The sequence below is a fragment of the Aquisalinus luteolus genome, assembly GCF_009712425.2.
Classification (GTDB): domain Bacteria; phylum Pseudomonadota; class Alphaproteobacteria; order Caulobacterales; family Parvularculaceae; genus Aquisalinus; species Aquisalinus luteolus.
The window spans coordinates 1-22,034 of record NZ_VCJR02000007.1 but is presented as its reverse complement, the minus strand read 5'-3'; the positions used below and the strand labels follow the sequence as shown (position 1 = coordinate 22,034).

Genomic DNA, 22,034 nt, shown 5'->3' with positions numbered 1-22,034 from the left:
TTGTCGTTTACCATGTTCAGGGTGGTGAGGGAGGTACGGATGGAAAATCTCAGACGCATTATGGCCGTGCTGATCGTGCTGGCGATCGCCGCATTCCTGTTGTTCATGTGCAGCATGGACGATGTGCCTGAACCTGTCGCCGAGCCGGTGACTGTGGAAGAAATCGAACCTGACCCTGAACCCGTCATCGAACCTGAACCTGTCATTGAGCCAGAGCCAGAACCGTTGCCTGTGGCGCTCGCCCCTGCCTATTGCACCTTCCCGGGCGATGGTTTTACGCCCCATCCGCACGGCTTCCGCCCGGAGCCGGGCCAGTATATCGACTATGACCCGCCATCGCTGATCAGTGGTCTCGACACGACTGACGATCGCGGTGTGGCGATGCCCGAAAGTTATACCGGCACGGGCGACAGTGCCTGCGTCGTCGTCACCTATGATATCGGTGCCGATGGTGTGCCACTGAATGCGCGAGTCTATGATTCTGCCGTGGCTAGCGGGACCGATCCGGCGACATTCGAGGATCTTGCGCTCTATTATGTCGGCGAGATGCGCTACACCCCGGCGGAACGGAACGGCAAACCGGTACGTATCGATGACAACACCGACGAGATCCGTTTCGAGGCGCTCGAAGACTAGCCCTCATGCCGGGGAGAAAAATCTGCCCCTGCGGCAGCATGGTCTGTTCCCCTTTCGTGCGCATCGCTTTAGGGTGCACATCATGCATCCGTCCCCGATGAGAAAAGCTCCGCCGCCCGCGCCTTGCCAGGCTGCCGCCACGCTTGCCGACGTGCCCGTGGTCTATGACTGCTCCGGTGCGCTTTGGATGCCGGAGTGCGGAACGCTGGTCTTTTCGGATCTTCATTTCGAGAAGGGGACGTCGTTCGGTGAGAAGGGTATTTTCCTGCCGCCATACGATACGCGCCGTACGCTGAGGATGATGGGCGAGGTGATCGAGCGATACCGGCCAATGATAATCATTTCGCTTGGAGACGCCTTCCATGACCGCCGCGCCGAGGGCCGCATGAGCGAGGCCGATGGCGCCACGCTGGAAGGGCTGATGAAACCTCAGCGCTGGGTCTGGATTCTCGGCAACCACGACCCCGAGCCGCCGGCACGGTTCGCCGGGGAAGTGCATGAAGACGTCGAGATCGGCGGGCTATCCTTCGGACACGAGCCCTGTGCCAGCGGAAACTGGCAGGTCGCAGGCCACATGCACCCCGCCGCCAGGGTCGCCCATGAGGGACGGTCGTTGCGGCGGCGCTGTTTTGTCAGCGATGGCGAGCGGCTGATCCTGCCATCCTTCGGCGCCTATACAGGCGGGCTGAATGTATTGGACGCTGCCTACCAGCCGTTTTTCACCAAGGGTTTCGATGTCCACATGCTTGGCAAGTCATCGACCTTCCGTGTGCCGCGCAAGGCGCTGCGGGCGGACAGCCAGAGCGTGATGTTCAGGGGCTAAGGCGCCTACCAGCCCCACATGATCAGCCGCAGGATGATCAGCGCCAGCAGCAGGCCCAGGAAGAAGGTGAGCTTGCGCCGCAGCGGCGCGTACCAGAGCGGTGCGGCGCCATCGCGCACCGCTTGCAGGTCAGAGACCAGCAGGTATACGAACGCGAACAGGATGATCACGTGGCGCAGGGCATAGCCCGGATCGCCGAAGGGGATGAACCAGTCCGGGACGAGGGCGATCCAGCCAATCAGGGCCGGGGCGACCGAGCCGGTCAGCCGGGTGATGGTGAACTCGCTGATCGTGTGGATCGTCGGCTCCATCATGGCAAGGCCCCAGCGGACACCCCCCATGAAGGACAGGATGATCGCTGCGTAATACAGCTCCCATTGCATCACCTGACCGGCGAAGCCGAAGGGGATGACATGGGGAGATGTCCACAAGACAAACGCAGTGATGACGAATGGCATGAGGCCGCAATAGCCGAGCAGAGTGGCCCGCTCGACAAGCAGTTCCTCACTGGTCTTGAAAAAGGGCCGTTCCATCAGATCCCCGCTCTATTGCTTCTCCCGAAGACAATATAGGGCAGTGAGGCGGATCTGCACAGCGCCGGGAATCGGTTTCCCAAGCGCGTTCGATCAGCGACCGGTGAATTCGCGGTTGGCGGACTGGATCGGTTGTTGCGGCGACCAAGCGGCGATGCGCTGGTCCTGCTGGGCTCGGTCTGCTTCCGACAGGCCGGCACCGGTCTCGGTAGCAAGCTCGCCGGCATCCGGATCGCCGAGCATGTCGGCGAGGGAATACCAGTAATAGGCCTGGGCTGCACTATCGAGGACCTGGTCGTCGACCTCAAGGCTGACCTCCGGATCGTAGAGCAGGCCGAGATTGTACATGGAATCCACATAGCCATATTGAGCAGCCTGTTCGAACCAGGTCAGGGCGGTGAAGTCGTTCTTTTCGCCACCTTCGCCCGACGCATAGAGCGAGCCGAGCTTGTGCATGGCGGGCACGTTGCCAGCCTCTGCGGCATCGCTATAGAGCTGGCGGGCCATGACCGGGTTTGCGGTGACGCCAAGCTCGCCATTGCGGGTCAGCTCGGCAAGCTGGAACTGGGCCGGGGGATAGCCTGCCTGTGCGGACTGCCGCAGCAGGGTGACACCTTCTGGCGTGCGGCCGGCGCTGAAAGCAGCTTCGGCGCGGTCGTAGTTTTCTGACGGGGTCGCGACCGGTTGGGCCGGGGCCTGCTGCTGGGGCTGCAGCGGCCTGTCGATGGCAGACACGTTCTGCGGCAGCGTATCTCTCAGCAGGAACCAGCCGAGCAGACAGACAGCCAAGACACCGGCGAGGATCAGCGGGATCATCGGCAGGCCGCCCTTGGCGTCGCCATTGGTGCTGTATTTGCGGCGCAGCTTCTCGGCCTGTGTCTCGCGGGCGTCTTCCTTGTCGCCATTGCCACGCAGGCGCGCGGTGATGCCAGCGATCAGGCTGTTGCTTTCAGTCTTCGGCTCCTCGCGTTCTGCCATCATCCTTGCGGCTTTTGGTGCAGATTGAGGTGTGGTGGCTTTCTGCTCCGGGACCGGGCGGGACTGCTCTTCCAGCCGCTTGCGACGGGCGCGGGCGGCGAGGATGACTTTCTGTTTCGGTGTCAGCGTCTCCTCGGGGCGGGAGGCTGCCGGACGTTTCACATCAGCGGTCTGACTTGTTTCCTCAGGTCGCTGGGGCGTGACATCCAGCTCCGGCGTGTCGTCATCATCCCAGTCGGATGGATCGCGTGCGACCGGTTCACCGAAGATGGCGTCGAAATCCTCTTCATTAGGCGCGGCATCGTCAGCGCCTTTCATGGCGCTGCGCAATGGGTCCTGCTTTTCCGGCGTCACCTGTGGGGTCGTGACGACTTCAGGCGGAAGCTCCTCATCGATTTCCGGTAGCTCGACCTCTTCCTGAAGGTCGGCCACAGGCGGCGGCAGATCGTCTTCGGCTGGTTCATCAGCGAGGAGCTCTTCCCGTTCGTTCAGGGCGGCCTGCTCGGCGGCCATGCTGTCGAACTCGTCATCATCTGACGGGGCAGGCTCCGGCGTGACCGGCTCCGATACCGACGGTGCCGGTGTGGTCGCCAGAGTTTGTCGAGGTGCTTCTGAACGCGGTTGCTGGTTTTCGCGCGCGGCGCGTTCGCCATCGGCAATGCCTTCGATGCGCAACAACATCGTGTCGAAGGATTTTTTCAGCGTGGCCAGGCGATCATCAGCGGCGCTGGAGGCGCTCTCGATCACCTTGCGAGCCTCGGTAACCGTGCTGCCCTGATCACGATCAAAGGCCGTCAGTTCGCTCGACAGTTCGGACACGGTGCGGGAAATCTCGCTGATGCCTTCAGCCGAGCGCTGTTCGGAAGCATCGATGCGGCCGGCCAGTTTCAGGATCTTGGAATCGAGCGCCTGGATGCGGTCGCTGGTGCGTTTGATCTCGTTACCAAGAATCCGCATTTTCTTCGAGGTGCGCTCGATAAAGGCCTCGTCATTGGAGCTCGAGGCCTCGCGCGCCTCCTGCATCAGCGCGCTGACGGATTTCTCCGTCGCGCCGATCTGGATCGTCACGGCATCGACGTTCTGGCGCAGGTCTATGATGGCTTCGGAGAATTGCGCATCGATCGTTTCGACCCGGGACATCAGCCCCTCGATCGCGGTCTCGTTCGCCTCGACCCGGCCGATGGTCTCTTCGCGGATCGACTCGAACTGGGTGAGCGTGCGGCTCAGCGCCTTTTCCAGTGCCTTCAGCCCGTCGATGGACTGGCGGTTGACGCCGCCTGCCTCGATCCGCTCGATGCGGGCGATCAGCGCGTCGGTGGAATTGCTGGCGCGAGCAGCTTCCATGGAATGGATACGCTCCAGCGCCGAGGTCAGGCCCTGGTTTAGCCCGGCGATCTCCTCGCGATTGTTCTTCTCATTGCGCTGCAGCTTGTCGTTCAGGCGGTTGAGGGAAGCGACCAGCTCACGCAGATGGTCCAGCGTGATCGGGCTTGCCGTCATCGATGTCGCCTGCGCACGGGCGGGTGCCGGTTCATCGTCTTCGGAGGCGCCCTGGCTGCTTTCCATGATCTGGTGGTTCAGCCATTCGCCAAGGGTCATGCCTGCGGCGCGCGCAGCTTTTTTTGCAGCATCACGTGCGTCCGGGTCTATCCCCTTGATACTCCACGGCGTATTCGGTTTCATGGCGTCCGCCCTGTTTTTACATCTATTCCGGGAGGTACCCCAGCGCGTTAACCTTTCAATCGCTAAGCTGGTTCGCCGGGCAGGTGAAGACCAAAAGGGCAAAAATCTATGCACATCAGACGCCCTCAATGCGCCACCTGCAGCCCTCTTTCGATCTGCTACGATCTGACCCTGTGCCAACTGCAAGAGCGGCTTTTATCGGAGCGGCACGACGGCTAAAGTCCTACTCAACCACGCGTGGCGGCTGAACGCCCGCTTTCGATCAATTCGAGGAGACTCACATGCCGACCTATAATGCCCCGATCCGTGACATGCAGTTCCTGCTGCACGAGGTGCTGAACCTGCAGAACTATTCCAACCTGCCGGGCTTTGCCGATGCAACGCCGGATGTCATCGACGCTTTCCTTGAGGAAAGCGGCAAATGGCACCGCGATGTGCTGACGCCGCTGAACCGGGTCGGCGACCTTGAAGGCTGCAAGCGCCATGACGATGGCTCGGTGACGACACCGAAAGGCTTCAAGGAAGCCTATGACCAGTTCCGAGAGAACGGCTTCGGCTCGATCGCGCAGGACCCGGAATATGGCGGGCAGGGCCTGCCTGTGGTGCTCGCCTATGCGATCAACGAGATGACGTCCTCGGCGAACCATTCCTTCGCCATGTATCCGGGCCTGTCCGCCGGTGCCATGCGCGCGATCCACGCAGTGGGCTCCGACGAGCAGAAGCAGACCTACCTGCCCAAGATGACGACTGGCGAATGGACCGGTACGATGAACCTGACCGAGCCGCAATGCGGCACCGATCTGGGCCTCATCCGCTCCAAGGCCGTGCCGCAGGAAGACGGTACCTTCAAGATCAGCGGCCAGAAGATCTGGATCTCCGCCGGCGAACACGACATGTCGGATAATATCATCCACCTGGTGCTGGCGCGGATCGAAGGCGCGCCGGAAGGCATCAAGGGCATCTCGCTGTTCATCGTGCCGAAATTCATCCTCGACGAAAATGGCGAGCCGGGTGAACGCAACGCCGTTTCCTGCGGTGGCCTTGAAGAGAAGATGGGCATTCACGGTAATGCAACCTGCGTCATGAACTATGACGAGGCGACGGGTTACCTCATCGGCGAGGAGCACAAGGGCATGCGCGCCATGTTCATCATGATGAACGAGGCCCGTCTCGGCGTCGGCATGCAGGGCTATGCCGCGTCTGAAGTTGCCTATCAGAATGCGCTGGAGTTCGCGAAGGACCGCCTGCAGTCGCGCTCCATCACCGGGACGAAGTTCCCGGACAAGCCGGCCGACCCGATCATCGTTCACCCTGATGTGCGCCGTATGCTGATGGATACGAAAGCGTTCACCGAGGGTGGCCGGGCGCTGACATACTGGGCGGCGCTGCAGGAGGACCTGTCGCACAAGTCGCAGGACGAAACCGAAAAGCAGAAGGCCAATGATTACATGGCGCTGCTGACGCCGGTCATCAAGGCATATCTGACACAGAAGGGCGTGCAGGGCTGTCAGGACGCGATGCAGGTCTTCGGCGGGTCCGGCTTTGTCGAGGAATGGGGCATGTCGCAATTCTATCGCGATGCGCGCATCTCCATGATCTATGAAGGCACGAACGGCATCCAGGCGCTTGACCTCGTCGGGCGCAAGCTGATGGCCGATGGTGGCCGCTACTGGCAGGCTTATTTTGCCGAGATCGATGAGTTCTGCTCTGACAATGAGGGCAATGCAGAGCTGAAGCCGTTCATCGAGGGCCTGAAGAAAGCCAAGGGCGAATTGCTGGAAGCGACCCAATGGCTGGGCATGAACGCCATGGCGAACCCGGATAATGCCGGGGCCGCCAGCCATGACTATCTCAACCTGTTCGGCCTGACGGCGCTCGCCTTCGTCTGGGCACAGATGGCCAGGGTCGCGATCGAGAAGCAGGGCGATGACGACCCCTATTACAAGGGCAAGCTCATCACCGGCAAATATTTCGTCGAGCGCATCCTGCCGGAAACATCCGCCCACCTCGCCAAGCTGAAGACCGGCGCTGAGACGATGATGGCGCTGGATGCCGAGGCCTTCTGAACGGGCTTTTCACTTCCGCGACGATCGCGTAATAACGAAGCCCTGTGCAGCAATCCTGCACAGGGCTTTTTTGATGGAGTGCGTTCCCGTGATCTGGCTTGGTCTTGCTTTCGTCGTGATGTTCGGTGTGGTTTACGCCCACGTCTTTCTGGGGCTTGGCGGGTCGTCGAAAAAGAAGATGCAGAACCGGATGGACCGGCGTGCGGCTAAGATCGACTATATCCGCCTCGCGCGGGAGACAGATGAGGCACGACGCCGGAACAGATCCGAAGCCCAGGAACCCGGTCAGCAACCGCCGAATACACCGCAGGCGGAGGATGATGCGGAGAAGCCTGCCGGCTAGGTCTTTGTCTTCGATGCTTCCGCCTTTTTTTCCAGGCCCTGCCGTAGTTCGGCGGCAAGGTCGTCCGGCGTCACCGATGGCGGGTCCTGCCACGGCCGCACATTCAGGCTGATCATCAGGCCAAACAGGAACAGCGTACCGAGCGGCACGGCGGCGGCCCACAGCCGGTCCTGTGCCGTCAGCATGGCGATGACAAGCATCAGGCTCGCTGCCACGACGGCGATGACGCCGATGGAGAACAGCGCCCATTTCGGTCCTTTTCGCTCGGCAAGGATAACGGCCAGGTCGGGGCGCACCTCGGATATCCGGGGCAGGGTATCGATCAGCAGGCGGTGAAAGGCGGCAAGCTGCTCGTTCGATGCTGCAACGACATCAGTTGTATTGACGCTGATGATTTCGCTGCCCCACGGGCCTGTGAGTTCGAACCTTTCCAGCCGCTGGCCGCGGAACACGGTGCGCGTCATGCGCAGGCTGGTGATCCGGTCAAAGGGCAGGGTGATCGGCTCACGCGCGCGATCCTGCCGGTGGAGGCAGGCATTATCGACGCGCCAGGTAACCGGACGGCGCAACAGGGCAGGTTTGATTTCGTGATCGGTCATGACAATATCCTGTAGAGAGGATGGTCTGTAGCGGCTCTCCGGCGCAAGGCCGGGTGATGAAGCGGTTACGAGCGGTCACTGGTTTGCTGGACCACGCAAAGATAATGGCTGTCAGTTTACCTCGCGCCCTTGACTTTTTATCGAAAAACAATAAATGATAGTCATGAGGGCGTTCCTGAAAGGGAACCATGAATTATGACTGACATGAATCCGGAGCGTCGCTCCAACCGCACCCATACCTGGCTGATCGTCCTTCTCGTCGTCGCTGGTCTGTTCGCGGTCAGCGGCCTGTCCCTGCATCATTTCGGAGGCGGGATCGTCACCGTTGACGGCCAGACGCTGCATGACCTGAACCCGTTCGAGGCTATCATCGCCGTTATTGTCGGTGTGCTCGCCACGATTGTGGCCGTACTGGTCGCTATTGTCGCCACCATCTTCGGTGTGTTGATGGGGCTGATCGGCGCGATGATCGGCATACTCGGCGCGTTTTTCGGTATATTCGTCGCGATTCTGGTGGTCGCCAGCCCGTTCCTGTTCATTGCCCTGATCGTCTGGCTTATCGTCAAGGCGACCAGCAGCGGCAACGGGAACCGCCCGAGCCCACGTGACCTGCCGCCGCCTGACGGGGCCTGATCGAGCCAATTCCGGCGCGGCAAGGCTGATCGACATTTTCAAGAAACAAACCCTTCGCCTGATCGCGGAGGGTTTTTTATGGGCGCTGTATCATCTCCAGTGCGGCGCGCATCTTTTCGGGCAAGGCGGCGACGGGCCGTCTGCCATCCCTGTCGACATAGACATGAACGAAATGGCCCTGCGCGGCAGGCTTGTCCGCACCCTCGGCGAACAGGCCGATCTGGTAGCGCACGGAGGACCGGCCGATATGGGCTGTAGCGATGCCCGCCTCGATCCGGTCCGGGAAGGCCAGCGGCGCGAAATAATTGCACTGTGTCTCGATGACAAGGCCGATGACGTTGCCCTCATGGATATCCAGCCCGGCAGCCTCGATCAGCCAGCCATTAACCGCCGTGTCGAACCATGAATAGTAGACGACGTTGTTGACGTGACCGTAGACGTCATTGTCCATCCAGCGGGTCTGGATCGGGCGGAACAGGGGGTATGCATCGCGCAGGCGCGCTTCAGGCCGGCTCATCGGATCAGTCCTTGGTGTGCATGTGGCTGACATGAGCCAGTATCGGGCTGCTCTCTACCGGCATCAAGGCCCGGCCGCAGTCGCTTGCCCCTGCCGGTGAGTTGGTCTTGCATCCGCTGCTGAAAACCGGTCTATAACGGACCTGGCCTGATATGGTGCCAAGACGCGGACGTGGTGGAATTGGTATACACAACAGACTTAAAATCTGTCGCTCTTCGAGCATGCGGGTTCAAGTCCCGCCGTCCGCACCATATTTTCGTTTTGAATATTGAGCGCCTGCAAAGTCTTGAAAGGCAAGGCTAAATCCGGGTTCAAGAACCCTTTTTCCCTGCAGAAGCGAATAGGTTCGGGCACCACGAGGCGGAGCAAAAAACGCTTCTGCATGAAGTCACCTTTTTCCCAGAGAATCCAAGCGTTTGAGAGGAAATTCATGGCCATTTTGAAGCTCTCATCAAACGGATTTTGCGGTTCAAGTCTTGCTGACTGCCGTGCTGTCAGGACGCTTTTCTTACGGTCCATTTTCTCAATCTCCTCCTCATAAGCAGCGATAACGCTGGCGTTGTTGGTCGCTACCAGCCGCTTTATCATTTTGCTCTTCTCGGCTTCCAGATCGGCTAGCGCCGCGTTCATCTCGGCTTGGCGATGCTCAGCCATTGCCGCGCGGTTATCCCAGATGCGAGCGAACATATCCTTCGCTGCATTGATCAATTCAGGGGCGGGCCGAATTGTCCGGATAAGGCTTGAAAAAGCACTTTCCACGACTTCCGTGCGGATAGACTTATTGCGGTAGTCGCAGCCTTTGGTTTGGCACACATAGTAGGCGTATTTCCTGTTCCGGCCTTTCGACTGGCCGCCGGTCATCGCCCGCCCGCAGCACTCGCAGGCCACGAAATTCCGCAGCGGAAAGAGCTCATTGATGTCGCTACGCGCCGGGCGCTTCTTCTTGCCATCCAGCTTATCCTGCACCTTCTGCCATGTGGCGAGGCTGATCAGCGGTTTATGCTTTGCCGGGTGCATATGAAAGCCCCAGGAGGGCAGCGTGATGTACCCTGCATAAAGTGATCGCCTGAGCACGTCCGTAGCTCTCTGGCGCGTAATTCCACTTGGCATGCATGGTTGCGCTTTCAGAAATCTGGCGACCTCAGCGGGGGTTTCAAACCGACCGGACGCAAATCCTTCAATGGCTTCCCGGATGACCGTTGCTCTGGCCCCGTCCGGGACAAGCATTTTTCCGTTGCCGGGAATTTTCTTGTAGCGGTAGCCCCAGACTTTGTTTCGGCAGTAATATCCTGCCGCCGTTCTCGCTTTCATCTTCTGGAGCGTTTGCCGGGCATTCTGCTTACGCTCAAGCTGACCTTGAGCGGCAAATACTGTCTCGACAAACTCACCTTCTGGAGTGTCATCAAAGCGGAAATTCAAGCACTCGACGGTTGCTTTACGCATCGCGAGCGCTTGTCGCAAATTGAAGTGGAAGATCGTATCCCTCGCGAATCTTTTCAGATCATCGAACACGACTACATAATTAGTGTGCGGATTGGCATCGAGAAAAGACAGAAGCGCCACCATGCCAGGACGGGCCATAAAGTCGCCGCCGCCAGACGCATCATCGGGAAACACTGCCTCGACTTCATATCCTTTATCGCGGCAGTATGCGCGGCAGCGTTGTTCTTGTGTCTGCAGCCCCGTTCCCACGACCGTTTGTTTGACCGTCGAAACCCTGCAATAAACCAATGCCTTGGTGATTTCTGATCTTGTCGAGCCTTCATATTTCTTGCGCATTACTCTGCCCCCGTATCATTCTCTGATTGAACATTAGCCGTATCCAAGGCAGTGATCATGTCATCTGATAATAGCACGGAATGGCCTGAAAAACGGCTGTCAGAGTCGATTTTACGATCTTTTCCACAGGCGCTTTCGAATTGTCCGACCTGGATCGGGTGGACGCCGAAACCCATATCGACGAACTGCTCCATGATGGTAAAGAGGCTGTCCAGAAGTTGCCGTCCCTGATCTTCTGTCAGGTCAAGTCCGGCGAGGTGATGGGCGTAGGTTTCATAGTTGAATTGAATGGATGGCGGGGGCGTTGGTTTCAATAGCTTGTTCTCCGTTTTGGCTTGAAGATAAATGCGCCGGATATTACCGCATGAAAAAAGCCCCGCCGGGGGAATTGGCGGGGCTTTGTCGAGCTTTAGGCCTGAATCCAGACGCAATAATAGGAAAGTATTCCTTATACAAACAAATAATTCCGGATTTGTCCAGCTTTATCTTGAGTGCCCGAAATCCATTCTCGCCTTTCCGTGAAGCCTCGTATGCGCAAGACCCTTCTCCAGCTTTCCCTGAGCGCCATTTAGCCCCTCTTTTAATTGAGCGATGCGCTTTTCAGTGCTCAGGTATGCTTGCCGGTGAGCGACAAGCTTTTGCGGCCCCATGGGCGTCAGGGTGCGCTCCGGCATGGGCCTCTTGCGGTTTGCGATGTGATGAAGAAGCTCGGCTTTGGTTTTAATATCGGGCTTCGGACCTCTTGAGGCTTGGGTGAAGCTGTTTTTCATTCACCGGCCTCGCGTTCTTTGTCAGCAGTTTCACGCACGCCGCTGCCGGATTTTTGCTGTTCGAGGCGTTCTTCTGGTGATCGAATGATAAGAGTACCAAACACCGTCCGCGCGACTAGCCCATTACCATCCTTTTTGTCGAAAGCGACACCTACCTTGTTGTAGTATGTCGTTTTCCCGCGATCATCTGCATGCAGAACCTCTTTGGGTTGTTTTTTGTTGATATCAGTATCTTTCGTGGCTTCGCCTGCATTATGCTGGCCTTGATCCTTGGTCATAGAGTTCCTTTCGTTAGAGTGGATAACCCTCTAGCCATAGCCCGTAACCATCCTTGTACTGGGGGAAATGCCGATAGTTTTCTGGCACCGGTCCCTTGTGAACGGGTATGCGATGACGCCGGAAGCGGCCTTGAATCAGAATTGAATCGATTGGCGGATGGTTTGGGTTTGGAAAGTATTTCCCAGCCATCTCGCGCCGGTAAAAATATGGATACTTTTCAGCCAGGATCGGCTTCAGGTTCTTGCCCGAGACAAAAAGAAGCTGCCTATCTTCCGGCAGGCTCAGGATTTCATCCGGGCTCAGCAAGGGGCGCTGCTGCTTGGTGCGATGCTGGCTTTCTTGTTCAAAGTGGTGAAGATCATAGGCAGCGGTAAGGGGATCGCCGCCTGAAATGATATGTTGCGCCGCCGCCCAGCGCTGGCGTTCGGCCTGTTCCTGCCGCAACCTGTCATCATAAGTCAGAGTCTGGTTGCCAAGCATGTTGGATATCAGCTGCGCCGTCTCGTAATCCCGTACGCCGAAGAACTGGCGGCACTGGGACGAGCCGATAAAACCCTGCACACCTGCGGCACCGAAGTTGTCCTTGATTTGGCCAATATCCTGGAACAGGGCTATTGTCCGAATGCCTGCGCCGCGCCCGAAGGTGAATGCCCGCTTGAGCGCCTCGAAGCGACCAAGCTGACCGGCCTCATCAACCCCCAGTAAAATTCGCGGAGCTTGCGGCGAGCGGGTCTTATAGAGCATTGCCACGGTGAAGAAAATGCGCAGGACCGGAGACCACATGGAAAGGTAGTCTGCCGGGACGTTCAGGTAAATTCGCACGGTGCGCGGGTTATCGACAAGATCGGCAAGAGAGAAATCTCCGCCTTCAAGGGACTCCCGCAAGGCGGCATCGTTCAAGAAGGACGTGTAGGCATAAATCTCGCCAAGGATCGATCCGAATTCCTTCGGTGCCTCCTGCTGCTTTGTCAGCATCTCGGCGGCGCACCGCGCAACGGATTCAAACCGCGATGAGAGCATGAACTCCAGCTGAGCGGCCCAGGCTTCAGGATCGGATTCGATGATGTTGATCGTCCGGTACAGGTCGGGAAGGCTGGTGCTTCCGTTCTGTTCAACGCGGGCCTTTGTTATGTTTTCAGCCCAGTCCCGCGCCCGCAGTTCGAAATATTTCCCATTGCCTGATCCTGATAGCGGGATAAGCCCCTCGGCAATGAATTTGCAATTGGCTTCGAATGTCGGGCTGTTGAGGCGTAAGATGTCCAGAGGATTACATGAGTGCTGCGGCAGGCCCGCCATCGCGGTCGGGTTCCAGGTAAAGCCGTAGATCCCGTGCGCGGACAGCATCCATAGCGAAATCGCCGCGAGTTCGCCGCGCGGATCGAGCCACATCATCGGCGTGTTTGAGCCGCTGCATACGACATAGGCCAGATTATCACGGAGTTTACCGGACCCCGAACCGGCCACTGTGAGAAGCGGTGCGTCCCCACTTAATTTCAGGGCCCTGTTTTCATGAAACCCGATTGGAATGCCGTCATTACGGATCAGACCCGCCCGAGCGATTTCATCGTGCCCCGCGAAGCGGGCGGACCCGAAGCGCTGATCTTCGGGATCAAAAAGCCCGTGCGTCATAAATCCTCCGTATTGCACGCAAAAAAAGGGCGGGAGCAATGCTCCCGCCCATAGCCGGACCTCCTTTCAGTTACGAAGCGGCGATCAGGATGACGAGGATAATGACGCCGAGCAGCAGCCAGCCCCAAAAACCTCCGCCGTCTGGTTCTTCTTCGAACTGACTTGAGACCGTCGTTCGTTTATGTCTAAGGTTACCCATTGGAGACCTCCTTCCAGGTTGTTGTGGGATTAAAAGAACCGCTTGTGGGTAAGCATGCGGCTCAGTTCGATGAGAACGGCCAGGACTGCACGGCTCAGAAAGAAAATCGTCACGGTCAGGATGAAACCCCAGACAAGGGTGACGAGCCAGTCAATGCCGTTGAAGTACTGAGCTTCTGCGTAGTCGATGACGAAATCGATCGACCAGCCGAACACAAGGGGTGTGATGAAGAATGTCGAAACGACCGACCCCGCATTTGCCAGCCAGCGCTGGGTGCGAGAGAAGCCGCTGAGATCACCGTCCCCGGACTTTTTGTACATATCGAGCCTCCATTTCGTTTGCCGATGGAGGCGTTATAGATCAGGCGGAATTCGTTCCCGGGGGAATTAAACAAGAATTTTTATGCGAGCGAAGTTTCGTGATAAAATTTTGCTGCAATGGCTGGGAAGATTCGAAGCAGATATAATTATACGACGGTAACGGATGATATGCGGGAGCATATCGAGGCGGAGATCACACGGACGGGACTTGGGCTGAAAGCCGTTGTGCGCGGGGTGAAGAACCGGCCCGAAAACCTCACCGTGGGCAATGTCGAGCGCTCGCTGTTTGGCGACTACAAAACGATACGCGCCGATGTGTATGCGTTCTATGTTGCGCTCTATGCCTCGCTGCCCGATGGAGCGGGCACTGATACGCGCCACCTGCGCCGCCGGGGCATTATACGCATGGACAGTCCCGAAGGACGGGAGCTTTGCACGGATTTCGAGCGGCTGAACATCGCACCGGAAACGCTCTGCGACCTTTATCCCGAGATCGAGAGCAAGCCGATCACGCTCTATAAATATTTCACCGGTTCCCGCAAAACCATGCCGGAGGCAGAGTATGAACGCCTGCGTCACGCACTATCCGATCTTGCCAGCAAGGGCGAAAAGGAACTGGCAAAGCTGCGCAGCATCGCGAGCGGCAAGGTCCGCATCTCGAAGGACTATCTGCAAGACCTGCAAACCCAGATCGCCCGGACTGGCCAGCAACCCGAAGCGCTGTTCGCGCAATACCCGGAGCTGCCTCACGAGGTGAAGCCCGCCCGCATCCGCCAGTGGCTGAGCGATATCATCCGGCACGAAGCACCGGAACGGCTTGAATACGTCCTCGCCACCTATCGCGCGCTGCCCGATTCAACTCCATAAAATTCGAAACAAATTTTATCGAAAGTTAAGATCGAGTTAACGACTTTTACATATTGTTAGCATTTTATTAAGCATACCTCCTTATAATCAGTATAAAGAACAATAAACATGCGCCGTATGGGGATATGGCGGGGGAGTGTGGATGTTGGCGGAAGACTTTGCCAAAAGCGTGAATCAGGAAGCGTTCGACAAGTTCAATGAAGGGCTTGTCCTGGCGGCGCGTAGCGGCCACAGCACATCAAAATCACTCCTGACGGCGAACATGGCCGCCGAGGTCTATGACACCCAGACAGATACGGCGAAGAAAGAAAAGGACGGGGATATATCCCTGCAGCTCGCCATTGAGGAATTGCGCCAGCAGCAGGAAGAGCAGCTCGCGGCACTGATGGAAGAATATGAGATGCTGCGCGAGCAGCAGGAAGCCGGTCTGAAACTGCGCAAGCTCTTGGCGGACGGAAAGTTCGACCGCGACAATGGCGAGCACATGCGATTAGCCGCCCTGATCGGCGTCGATACCGATCAATCCAATGCCGAGATGATCGAAGACAACGAACGTCAGCTGTCAGCAGTTGAGAAGCGCGCGAAAGAAATAGAGAAGGAAATCTCGGAACTGCCCGAAGGCCCGGAAAAGCTTGAGGCGCTCAAATCGAAAAACCACGATGCCTTACTCGAAATGGGCAACGAAACTTCTGCGGATAATGAATTGAAAGTAGAAGCTGGAGAGGCTGCAAACAAGCGAGATAATCAGGCGTCGAATACCTACAGTGCAGGGATGATTTAATTCGGCTGGTTATTCATCGCGTAACTATCAAGACCGTAATGCTCACGATATTGCCGGACCAGATTTTTCATGTTTCTGGCGCATTTATCAATCCCGCCAGTTTCCATCGGTGTTCCTCCAATATAAACAACGCAGCTTGCTCCGCGGCGGTCCGGCTTAGCCGTCACAATTAGAATGTTTTGCCTCGAAAGACGATATTTATCAACGAGAGCCTGTTCAAAATCCGCCTTGATCTGCTCACCGGAAATTCTGTTTCCATTGCCATCATCCACATATCCGGTAATGACCATACCAAACCCGTAAGGTGTTTTTGAAAAGTCATCAGCTCGCTTTGTCGCTGACATATACTCTCTCGCTTCTCTGGAGAGCTCTGCCGGTTCTCCCGCCAGCGCATTACCGGCCAGCGGCGCAAACGCTGTGAAAGCGACGGCGGCAAAAGGTGCCAGTGATTTTCTAAAGGCCTGTTTCATTCCTGCACCCTCCATATTGGTGCGTATACGGAGCATAATATGCTCTTTTTTCATGGCAAAGTCAAGAAAATGGACTGAGGCCTCCGGGTGAGGTTGAGTTGCGTCGCTTCCCGCGCGAGTTCTCTGGGGATAAATCGGCGCGGAGCGGCCTTTTGCCGGGACGGGGAGGGCTGGGTCTGCCATGTTCAAAAAGGAACGTATTCGGACAGTTCCGAAAAACTTTGATATGGAAAAAATCTGAAGAGAGGTTATATTGGAATTACAGCATTTTAGCGTTTGCGCATTTTCCCGGAGATCAAAATATGGCGCCCGTCCGAAATCGTTCGGTTTCGGACGGTTTTTTCCGTTGCAGGAGAAAGCGTTATGACCTGGCTGGACCTGGACTTCACGGGGCGCAGGCTCGGCTATGCCCGGGTTTCTCTGCCCTCGCAGAAGATCGATATGCAAATCAATGCGTTAGAGCAGCTTGGCTGCGAGAAAATCTTCCGCGATCATGGCGTCTCAGGCGCGAAGACCAAGCGTCCGGGCCTCGATGCGGCGCTGGCCGAACTACGCGAGGGTGACATGCTGATCGTGTTCAAGCTCGACCGGCTGGGGCGTTCCGTACTGCATCTGGCGGATTTGCTGGCCAAGTTCGGCGAGGATGGCATCCACCTTTATTCCGCGAGCGAGGGGATCAACACCTCATCGCATAGTGGCCGTCTCGTCTTCTATCTCTTCTCCGTTATTGCCGAGATCGAGCGTGATTTCATCATTGAGCGGACCACGCAGGGCATTGATGCTGCCCGCCGCAAGGGAAAGCGTATCGGGCGCAAGCCTGTCGTATCGCCTGCGCTGGCGCTGCACGCACACCATCGTATTTCGATCAGGGGCGAGAAGCTGTCCGAAGTGGCGCGGTTTTACAAAGTCAGCCGCTCCTCGCTCTCGCGGGCTATGGATCGTCTGGATCTGTGATCAGGGGCCTTGGCCTTCACCTGTTCCGCCGGTTTCGGGAATATCCGTCCAATCTGAAAGCCTGCCTGGCTGCCCGCCGATAAACCCTGACGGGCGATCAATGGGCTGCCCGCACCAGCCAAACGCCTTGCGGGCTGAAGCCCCCTTTTTGCTTTGCAAGGCGTAGGCCCGTGTTGCCCATGATCGTCGCCGGATCGCGCCCGGCCTGTCGCCTTTCACGGACGGACTTCCCCGTTCGGAACAAGAAAGGTTAAGACCATGACTGATACACAACCAAAATCCAAACCCGTCTATCGCATCGGCTTTGCGCCCTATGATGGTGTCGACAACAACGGACAGCGAAAACTAGGCTACCCAATCGAACTCGGGTCGTGCTGGCAAAGAGCACAGGCTGAGCGCGGATTAGTCGCAAAATTTCGCATGATTCCGGACCTTCGGGATGGAGTGCTCCTGTTACTCCCCGTGAACGAGGACGATCGTCCGGCCAATACGGAGCTGGACGTATGAGCCGCCGCGAGACCATAGCGAAGCTGAACGATCAGCTTCGCGCCCGCGTCGGGGTGCCAGTGTTCCTCGGCGCAAACGAGCCACAGCTTGGCACCATCCTGATGACGCACGGGATCATGGCCCTGGAGGCCGAACAGATCGTCGATGTCTGGATGCGCGTCCGCAGCTTCTCTGCCTTCACCGAGGATAATGATCCCTATGGTGAGCATGACTTTGGCAGCATCATTCTGGCGACGGGCGAGAGGGTTTTCTTCAAGATCGACTACTACACCGATGACAGTTTCAGCGCCGGAGCAGAAGACCCGGCTGACCCGGCGAAGTCCTACCGGGTTCTCACCATCATGCTGGCGGAGGAATACTGATGTCCTCCCTGACACCATCTGAGAAAGTGGCGGCCTTCCGGGCCGCCACCCGCGATTTTGCGAGACGCTATGCGGGTGAGATTGCCGCCGGTATGACGGATGAGCAGATAGCCGAGGCGTTAAAATCCTGCTTTGGCATCTTCAGCGGTTCAGGCGGACCAAATGAATTTTCCATCACCCGTCAGGGCGCAGGCCTGAAGCTCTGGGTATCCCATGAGGTCCATAACCATGTCTCCATGAAACCAATCTGGCAGGGGAAAGCAACTATCGCGATGACGAGGCAGGTTTATCGGATTAGTGATCCAAATGACACGCAGATGTCACTACTATGATGTGCGGCGACGCTCTTATTGGGCGTCGCCGCCTACGTTTAATACCGCAACGGCACAGGGCGACCGTACAAGGCCAGTACCACGCTCATGAGGCGCATCCGCGGAAGGATTTTGACGCTGGATTTGCGCTTAGGCATTTCATCCGCATAGCTTAGAAGTTCGCTGAACCACGAGAGCGACATATCTTCCGGAAGGACGTCATAAAGCATGTCCGGATAGATGTGGTACCCTTTGCCAGACACGTATTGAATGCGAGGAAAAGCGGGAGCGCTCAGCAAAGCGCATATGAAATCGGCTGTACCTTCGCGCTCTGACGCGTACTCTGTACCTTTCAAAGACTCCTTAGTTTCTTTCAAGATTTTCGCCACCTCATGCTTGTAGCGTGGAGAAAGCAGGATAAAGTCCGGCGGGACTACCAACATGCTTGCCGTGTTCAGTAATGCGGCGATTTTTGCGGGCTGAGCTTCGTCAGAAACTGCCGTAAATACATCTAATCCCAATGACATCGTCGTTCTCCAAGGTTTGAGAACGACCCGGGCCGTTAGTTTCTCGAGAACGCATCCCTTGCGATCCTCGAGGCGCACTTCATGTATGGACGGAACAAGAGAAGCTGTGACTACGCGGACTTCCCTCCAAAACCTCCACAAAACCTCCGGAACGCACTTAGCGCGCTTTTTGTTGAATGAAATTTCTATATTCTGTATAATGACGAGTATGTGGCGTTACGCGGTGAATATTTTTGACGACAAGGGGCGATTGGGAACAAAATACCTGCGCGAAGAATGGCGCAATCTCGCAAAAGAACTTGATCGCCACAATGGGCCAGCCGTAACGGTGACTGAGAAAAATTCAGGGAACACAGTTATCGAAGAGTACTACTCGCGCGGTCGTCTACACAGGACCTCCGGTCCCGCTGTTCTCCATTCCGATGGCGATCAGCGTACCGAGCAATGGTATTTCAATGGTCAGCTGCATCGGGTCGGAGGACCGGCAATGATAATTCAAGATTGTGAAAGTGGGGTCATTTTTGAAGAGCGCTACTACTTCGAAGGTGAACATCATCGAGACGAAGGACCGGCTATTATAGAGCGCAACGCAGAGGGATTCGTCGATCATGAGGAATTTATTCAGGACGGTAGATACTCAAGAGCAGATGGTCCCGCGATCATCGATACTGATCCAAATTCCAAGATAATTAAAAAAGAAGAGTGGTATCTTGACGGTAAATGTCATAGAGCGGACGGCCCCGCTATAATAGAACGTGACCCCTCAACTGGAAAAGTCGTAAAGCAAGAGTACTGGTCGAACGGAAAAAAGTATGACCCGCCAGACAATAACTTGCCAAACCTTAATCCGTGAGTAACTAGACCTATTGGGATTACTGCTTCAATCTACCTCAAGTCCAGAACTTTCGAGGGAGAATGCAATGAGCAGTTCAAAAGAAATCTATGATTTTCTATTTGAGACCAAGAATGCAAAGGGAAAAAGTGGCCTTCATGACTTTCGTGATCTTGTGCGAGAGCAGAATACGGACCCGCAAAATCGTTTCTATATCTCGCTAATTAAGGAATTATCCCCTTATCTCAACAAACGCAACGCGCCGTTGAAGACTGAAGGCTTCGGAAAGGAATCGAAACTTAACTCTCAACGTCAAGATTTTATGAGAAAGCTTGACCGTGTGCCCGAGGGGCGTGGCAAAGCCTTTACGTATGGCATCATAGATTGGTTTTTGGCTCGCCGTTGTGGTGAGATAAAGGTCTTCTTAGAAAACCGTGGGTTTGAAGACGAAATTGAAACTGGTCGACAGATTTCTTATGATGCGTTTCTGTCTTGGTCCGGCGAGTATGGAGGCGAGATTGCTAGCGCGGTCAAGAGGTTCCTCGATAGTATTGGCGGAGTTGAGACTTTCCTATCCTCCGAAAGTATCGGTAGCGGCGTATGGCGTCAAAAGCTTGAAGATGGATTGCTCCAATCTGCGCATGGCCTTGTGATTTACACACAAGATTCCATCGATAGCGAGTACATAGATTACGAGTTTGCAGCTCTTTCGCATTATGACCCCCAGATAACTATTCTTCTCTTTAACTGCTCCGAAAAGTTGCTGCCAACAACGATGGAACAATTTCAGTATAAAAAGTTTCAAGAAACGGAACTTAGAACTTGGATTTCTGATGTCTTAGGGGGAAAGGAGGAGAGCGTTACGGCAAAGGAATTTGAGAAACTATTCTCAGAGATTTCGGACATTACTACTGCTCACTCACGCACTTATGTGACGGATGAAACGAGTCGGTGGGTAGGTTATGGACGACCCTTGCTATTTCCCGCACAAGAGACCTCCCCATACGATCTGGAAGAGTGCATAAAAGTTGCTCAACAGGATTTGGTTTTGGTAGCTCAAAATCACTGGTTTATGACCAATGCTGACAAGGGAGGTGACGAGCGCTTCTGGCCTCTGTTTGAAGATGCCCTAGCTCGAAACGTCAATGTCACGATTATTGGGATGCACGAATCTGCAATTCCACCTAAAGTGAATAAAAATAATTGTCCGTCTGCGTCAGATGTTTGGTCCTTGTATATGGAGTCGCCTGGATTTAAGGAACAAGCAAAAAACTGCTGGAATTTGCTTGAGAAATGGTCCGATCGCTGGCAGGAAATGAGCACCGATAGTGGCCTCGGCCGGTTATCTATCTGGGGAGCGTATTTCCTTCCGTTTTCGATAAAGTTCATTGATCGAAATTCTGAACGGGGCGTGGCCATACTTTCTCCCAGACTGTTACTAAGGGGCTCGGCAGAACGTCCGGAGATCGTAATTCGAAAAAGTAAGGAAAGGTCTGCCTTTCAGTATTTCCAGAGAGCAATCGAGTATTCTCTCTATAACCCAGGAGATTCGGGGTGGCGTCAAATGTTCGCGGAATCTTCACCTGAAATCCCGGCTGGCGAAGAGGCGCTTTGAAGGCTCTTTTCTGCCGAAAGATCTGATGATCGATATGCGGCACACGCAGCCACCCGGCTAGTCCGCTTTACGGCTCGCCGGTCGCCGAAGAAGACGACCTCGCTTAGCTCACCCGTCTCTCCGGCTTCGTGCTTCGCCTACGTCCTGCGCCGAGTTCACGCGGGCTCGTCACTGGTCTGCGCCCAGGGACTTCGCCTGCAAATTTTGCTTAAGCGGAAGGGGGCATTGTTGCGCTCGCTCTCGGCTGCGCCTCGGGCTCGCACTCTCTTATTGAAATATGGCTATGCCTTGCGCAGTTCGGTGGCATACGTGGGCATGTCCTCCGTAACAAATGGTGCTTCGCCGGATGCAAGAAGTAAGAGCAGTAAGCGGACTTTCTCAGAAACACTTTGATCCTGAAATTTGTCTGGCCATTCCGGAGAGAATAGCCATGTCAAAAGTTCTGGAGAAAGATCAATTTCCGTTTTCATAGGCAGGCGCAGCGAGGTCCTTTCGCCCTATCAATAGAATGCCGCCTCGGTCCATTTGGGGGAATTGTCTAATTTCTTCGAGTTGCTGCAGATCGGGGAAGGGGGGCAGTTGGTGCCTCGAACTGACACTTCCCTATTGCGTCAGTTACGCTTCACTTGAGCCATCGAGAGAGAATTCAGGATGACTGCAAGCTGTGTGCGCGTAGCGCACCGCTTGCTTCGGCGCTGGCGCGCCTCGGAAGGGGGCCATGCTGGCCCCCGTTGCACCCCCCGGCGAATGGCAACTGTCAGGCATTGAGCCTTTTCGCCGCCATGCCATCGTATCGTCGATGGATCACTCGTCAGGGTAATGGCCCCCGACACCCGCCAATCAGGGGAGCGTTCCTGCTACCCCCGATACCCCCATGACCAACGCATTCGCCGTTGGATCACGACCAAAGAGCCTGCCCGTGCTCTTTAGAAACATGGGCCAAACCTGATGGGGTGGATGGCCTCCGCACATCGCGCGACGATGTGAGCGCAAGGTCAACGCAACAGGAGGCACCCTTATG

Annotated in this window: 25 protein-coding genes, 1 tRNA gene and 1 pseudogene; 14 read left to right on the top strand and 13 right to left on the bottom strand. The window is 56.3% G+C overall.

Features of this window, described 5'->3' with window-relative positions; translation table 11 throughout:
- Positions 1 to 39 precede the first annotated feature (39 nt).
- Positions 40 to 636, top strand: a complete 597-nt coding sequence (locus FF098_RS17205; RefSeq protein ID WP_155142906.1) for an energy transducer TonB — start codon at positions 40 to 42, stop codon at positions 634 to 636.
- 97 nt (positions 637 to 733) lie between these two features.
- Positions 734 to 1,459, top strand: coding sequence for a ligase-associated DNA damage response endonuclease PdeM (pdeM, locus tag FF098_RS17200; RefSeq protein ID WP_166426615.1), 726 nt, complete (start codon positions 734 to 736; stop codon positions 1,457 to 1,459).
- Positions 1,460 to 1,464: 5 nt separating this feature from the next.
- Here pdeM and FF098_RS17195 read toward each other — a convergent pair whose 3' ends face one another.
- Together FF098_RS17195 and FF098_RS17190 are read right to left on the bottom strand one after the other, a co-directional pair.
- A complete protein-coding gene (locus tag FF098_RS17195) occupies positions 1,465 to 1,992 on the bottom strand; it encodes a DUF3429 domain-containing protein (protein WP_155142903.1) in 528 nt (175 codons plus the stop codon).
- Positions 1,993 to 2,085: 93 nt separating this feature from the next.
- Positions 2,086 to 4,653: an SEL1-like repeat protein gene (locus FF098_RS17190; RefSeq protein WP_155142901.1), complete on the bottom strand. Its 2,568-nt coding sequence runs from the start codon at positions 4,651 to 4,653 to the stop codon at positions 2,086 to 2,088.
- A gap of 281 nt (positions 4,654 to 4,934) precedes the next feature.
- On the opposite strand from FF098_RS17190, the gene FF098_RS17185 reads away from it, so the two are divergent.
- Positions 4,935 to 6,719 (top strand): acyl-CoA dehydrogenase C-terminal domain-containing protein, encoded by a 1,785-nt coding sequence (locus FF098_RS17185; RefSeq protein WP_155142897.1) that lies wholly within the window; start codon positions 4,935 to 4,937, stop codon positions 6,717 to 6,719.
- Positions 6,720 to 6,807: 88 nt separating this feature from the next.
- Positions 6,808 to 7,062, top strand: coding sequence for a hypothetical protein (locus FF098_RS17180; protein ID WP_155142895.1), 255 nt, complete (start codon positions 6,808 to 6,810; stop codon positions 7,060 to 7,062).
- Here FF098_RS17180 and FF098_RS17175 read toward each other — a convergent pair.
- On the bottom strand, positions 7,059 to 7,661 hold the full coding sequence (locus FF098_RS17175) for a hypothetical protein (protein ID WP_155142893.1): 603 nt from the start codon (positions 7,659 to 7,661) through the stop codon (positions 7,059 to 7,061). The genes FF098_RS17180 and FF098_RS17175 overlap by 4 nt on opposite strands.
- 195 nt (positions 7,662 to 7,856) lie before the next feature.
- On the opposite strand from FF098_RS17175, the gene FF098_RS17170 reads away from it, so the two are divergent.
- Positions 7,857 to 8,294: a hypothetical protein gene (locus FF098_RS17170; protein WP_155142891.1), complete on the top strand. Its 438-nt coding sequence runs from the start codon at positions 7,857 to 7,859 to the stop codon at positions 8,292 to 8,294.
- A gap of 76 nt (positions 8,295 to 8,370) precedes the next feature.
- On the opposite strand, the gene FF098_RS17165 is transcribed toward FF098_RS17170, so the two are convergent.
- Positions 8,371 to 8,811, bottom strand: coding sequence for an acyl-CoA thioesterase (locus FF098_RS17165; RefSeq protein ID WP_188544174.1), 441 nt, complete (start codon positions 8,809 to 8,811; stop codon positions 8,371 to 8,373).
- Positions 8,812 to 8,976: 165 nt separating this feature from the next.
- On the opposite strand from FF098_RS17165, the gene FF098_RS17160 reads away from it, so the two are divergent.
- Positions 8,977 to 9,062 (top strand) — tRNA-Leu (locus FF098_RS17160).
- Between the two features lie 493 nt (positions 9,063 to 9,555).
- Here the strand turns inward: FF098_RS17160 and FF098_RS18075 are convergent.
- The 7 genes and pseudogenes from FF098_RS18075 to FF098_RS17130 all read right to left on the bottom strand — a co-directional run.
- Positions 9,556 to 10,590 (bottom strand): annotated as a pseudogene (locus FF098_RS18075) (recombinase family protein); the annotation flags it as partial.
- Entirely contained in the window at positions 10,590 to 11,021 is a 432-nt protein-coding gene (locus FF098_RS17150) for a hypothetical protein (RefSeq protein ID WP_155142888.1), read from the bottom strand. The pseudogene FF098_RS18075 and the gene FF098_RS17150, both read right to left, overlap by 1 nt.
- A 51-nt stretch (positions 11,022 to 11,072) precedes the next feature.
- Positions 11,073 to 11,360: a hypothetical protein gene (locus FF098_RS17145; protein WP_155142886.1), complete on the bottom strand. Its 288-nt coding sequence runs from the start codon at positions 11,358 to 11,360 to the stop codon at positions 11,073 to 11,075.
- Positions 11,357 to 11,638: a hypothetical protein gene (locus FF098_RS17140; RefSeq protein ID WP_155142884.1), complete on the bottom strand. Its 282-nt coding sequence runs from the start codon at positions 11,636 to 11,638 to the stop codon at positions 11,357 to 11,359. The genes FF098_RS17145 and FF098_RS17140 overlap by 4 nt, the downstream gene beginning before the upstream one ends.
- Before the next feature lie 13 nt (positions 11,639 to 11,651).
- A complete protein-coding gene (locus FF098_RS17135; RefSeq protein WP_155142882.1) occupies positions 11,652 to 13,268 on the bottom strand; it encodes a type IV secretory system conjugative DNA transfer family protein in 1,617 nt (538 codons plus the stop codon).
- A 70-nt stretch (positions 13,269 to 13,338) separates the two neighbouring features.
- The gene (locus tag FF098_RS17890; RefSeq protein WP_268235299.1) at positions 13,339 to 13,467 is read right to left on the bottom strand and encodes a hypothetical protein; all 129 of its coding nucleotides are present in this window, start codon (positions 13,465 to 13,467) and stop codon (positions 13,339 to 13,341) included.
- A 29-nt stretch (positions 13,468 to 13,496) separates the two neighbouring features.
- Entirely contained in the window at positions 13,497 to 13,787 is a 291-nt protein-coding gene (locus FF098_RS17130; RefSeq protein WP_155142881.1) for a hypothetical protein, read from the bottom strand.
- Between the two features lie 168 nt (positions 13,788 to 13,955).
- Between FF098_RS17130 and FF098_RS17125 the strand changes: the two genes are divergently transcribed.
- Positions 13,956 to 14,654 carry a hypothetical protein gene (locus FF098_RS17125; RefSeq protein WP_166426614.1) on the top strand — a complete coding sequence of 233 codons (699 nt, stop codon included), beginning with the start codon at positions 13,956 to 13,958 and terminating at the stop codon, positions 14,652 to 14,654.
- Between the two features lie 142 nt (positions 14,655 to 14,796).
- Positions 14,797 to 15,435 (top strand): hypothetical protein, encoded by a 639-nt coding sequence (locus tag FF098_RS17120; RefSeq protein WP_155142879.1) that lies wholly within the window; start codon positions 14,797 to 14,799, stop codon positions 15,433 to 15,435.
- Here FF098_RS17120 and FF098_RS17115 read toward each other — a convergent pair.
- Positions 15,432 to 15,959 carry a hypothetical protein gene (locus tag FF098_RS17115; RefSeq protein WP_155142877.1) on the bottom strand — a complete coding sequence of 176 codons (528 nt, stop codon included), beginning with the start codon at positions 15,957 to 15,959 and terminating at the stop codon, positions 15,432 to 15,434. The two genes, FF098_RS17120 and FF098_RS17115, sit on opposite strands and share 4 nt — an antisense overlap.
- Positions 15,960 to 16,268: 309 nt before the next feature.
- On the opposite strand from FF098_RS17115, the gene FF098_RS17110 reads away from it, so the two are divergent.
- From FF098_RS17110 to FF098_RS17095, 4 genes are all read left to right on the top strand, one after another.
- Entirely contained in the window at positions 16,269 to 16,859 is a 591-nt protein-coding gene (locus FF098_RS17110) for a recombinase family protein (protein ID WP_155142875.1), read from the top strand.
- 258 nt (positions 16,860 to 17,117) lie between these two features.
- Positions 17,118 to 17,366: a hypothetical protein gene (locus FF098_RS17105; protein ID WP_155142873.1), complete on the top strand. Its 249-nt coding sequence runs from the start codon at positions 17,118 to 17,120 to the stop codon at positions 17,364 to 17,366.
- Positions 17,363 to 17,728 (top strand): DUF3768 domain-containing protein, encoded by a 366-nt coding sequence (locus tag FF098_RS17100; RefSeq protein ID WP_155142871.1) that lies wholly within the window; start codon positions 17,363 to 17,365, stop codon positions 17,726 to 17,728. Before FF098_RS17105 ends, FF098_RS17100 begins: the two co-directional genes overlap by 4 nt.
- Positions 17,728 to 18,060, top strand: a complete 333-nt coding sequence (locus FF098_RS17095) for a hypothetical protein (protein WP_155142869.1) — start codon at positions 17,728 to 17,730, stop codon at positions 18,058 to 18,060. Before FF098_RS17100 ends, FF098_RS17095 begins: the two co-directional genes overlap by 1 nt.
- Positions 18,061 to 18,098: 38 nt before the next feature.
- On the opposite strand, the gene FF098_RS17090 is transcribed toward FF098_RS17095, so the two are convergent.
- On the bottom strand, positions 18,099 to 18,566 hold the full coding sequence (locus FF098_RS17090; protein ID WP_155142867.1) for a hypothetical protein: 468 nt from the start codon (positions 18,564 to 18,566) through the stop codon (positions 18,099 to 18,101).
- 223 nt (positions 18,567 to 18,789) lie between these two features.
- Between FF098_RS17090 and FF098_RS17085 the strand changes: the two genes are divergently transcribed.
- Positions 18,790 to 19,419, top strand: coding sequence for a hypothetical protein (locus tag FF098_RS17085; protein WP_155142866.1), 630 nt, complete (start codon positions 18,790 to 18,792; stop codon positions 19,417 to 19,419).
- Positions 19,420 to 19,486: 67 nt separating this feature from the next.
- Positions 19,487 to 21,013, top strand: a complete 1,527-nt coding sequence (locus FF098_RS17080) for a TIR domain-containing protein (RefSeq protein ID WP_155142864.1) — start codon at positions 19,487 to 19,489, stop codon at positions 21,011 to 21,013.
- Positions 21,014 to 22,034: the final 1,021 nt, after the last annotated feature.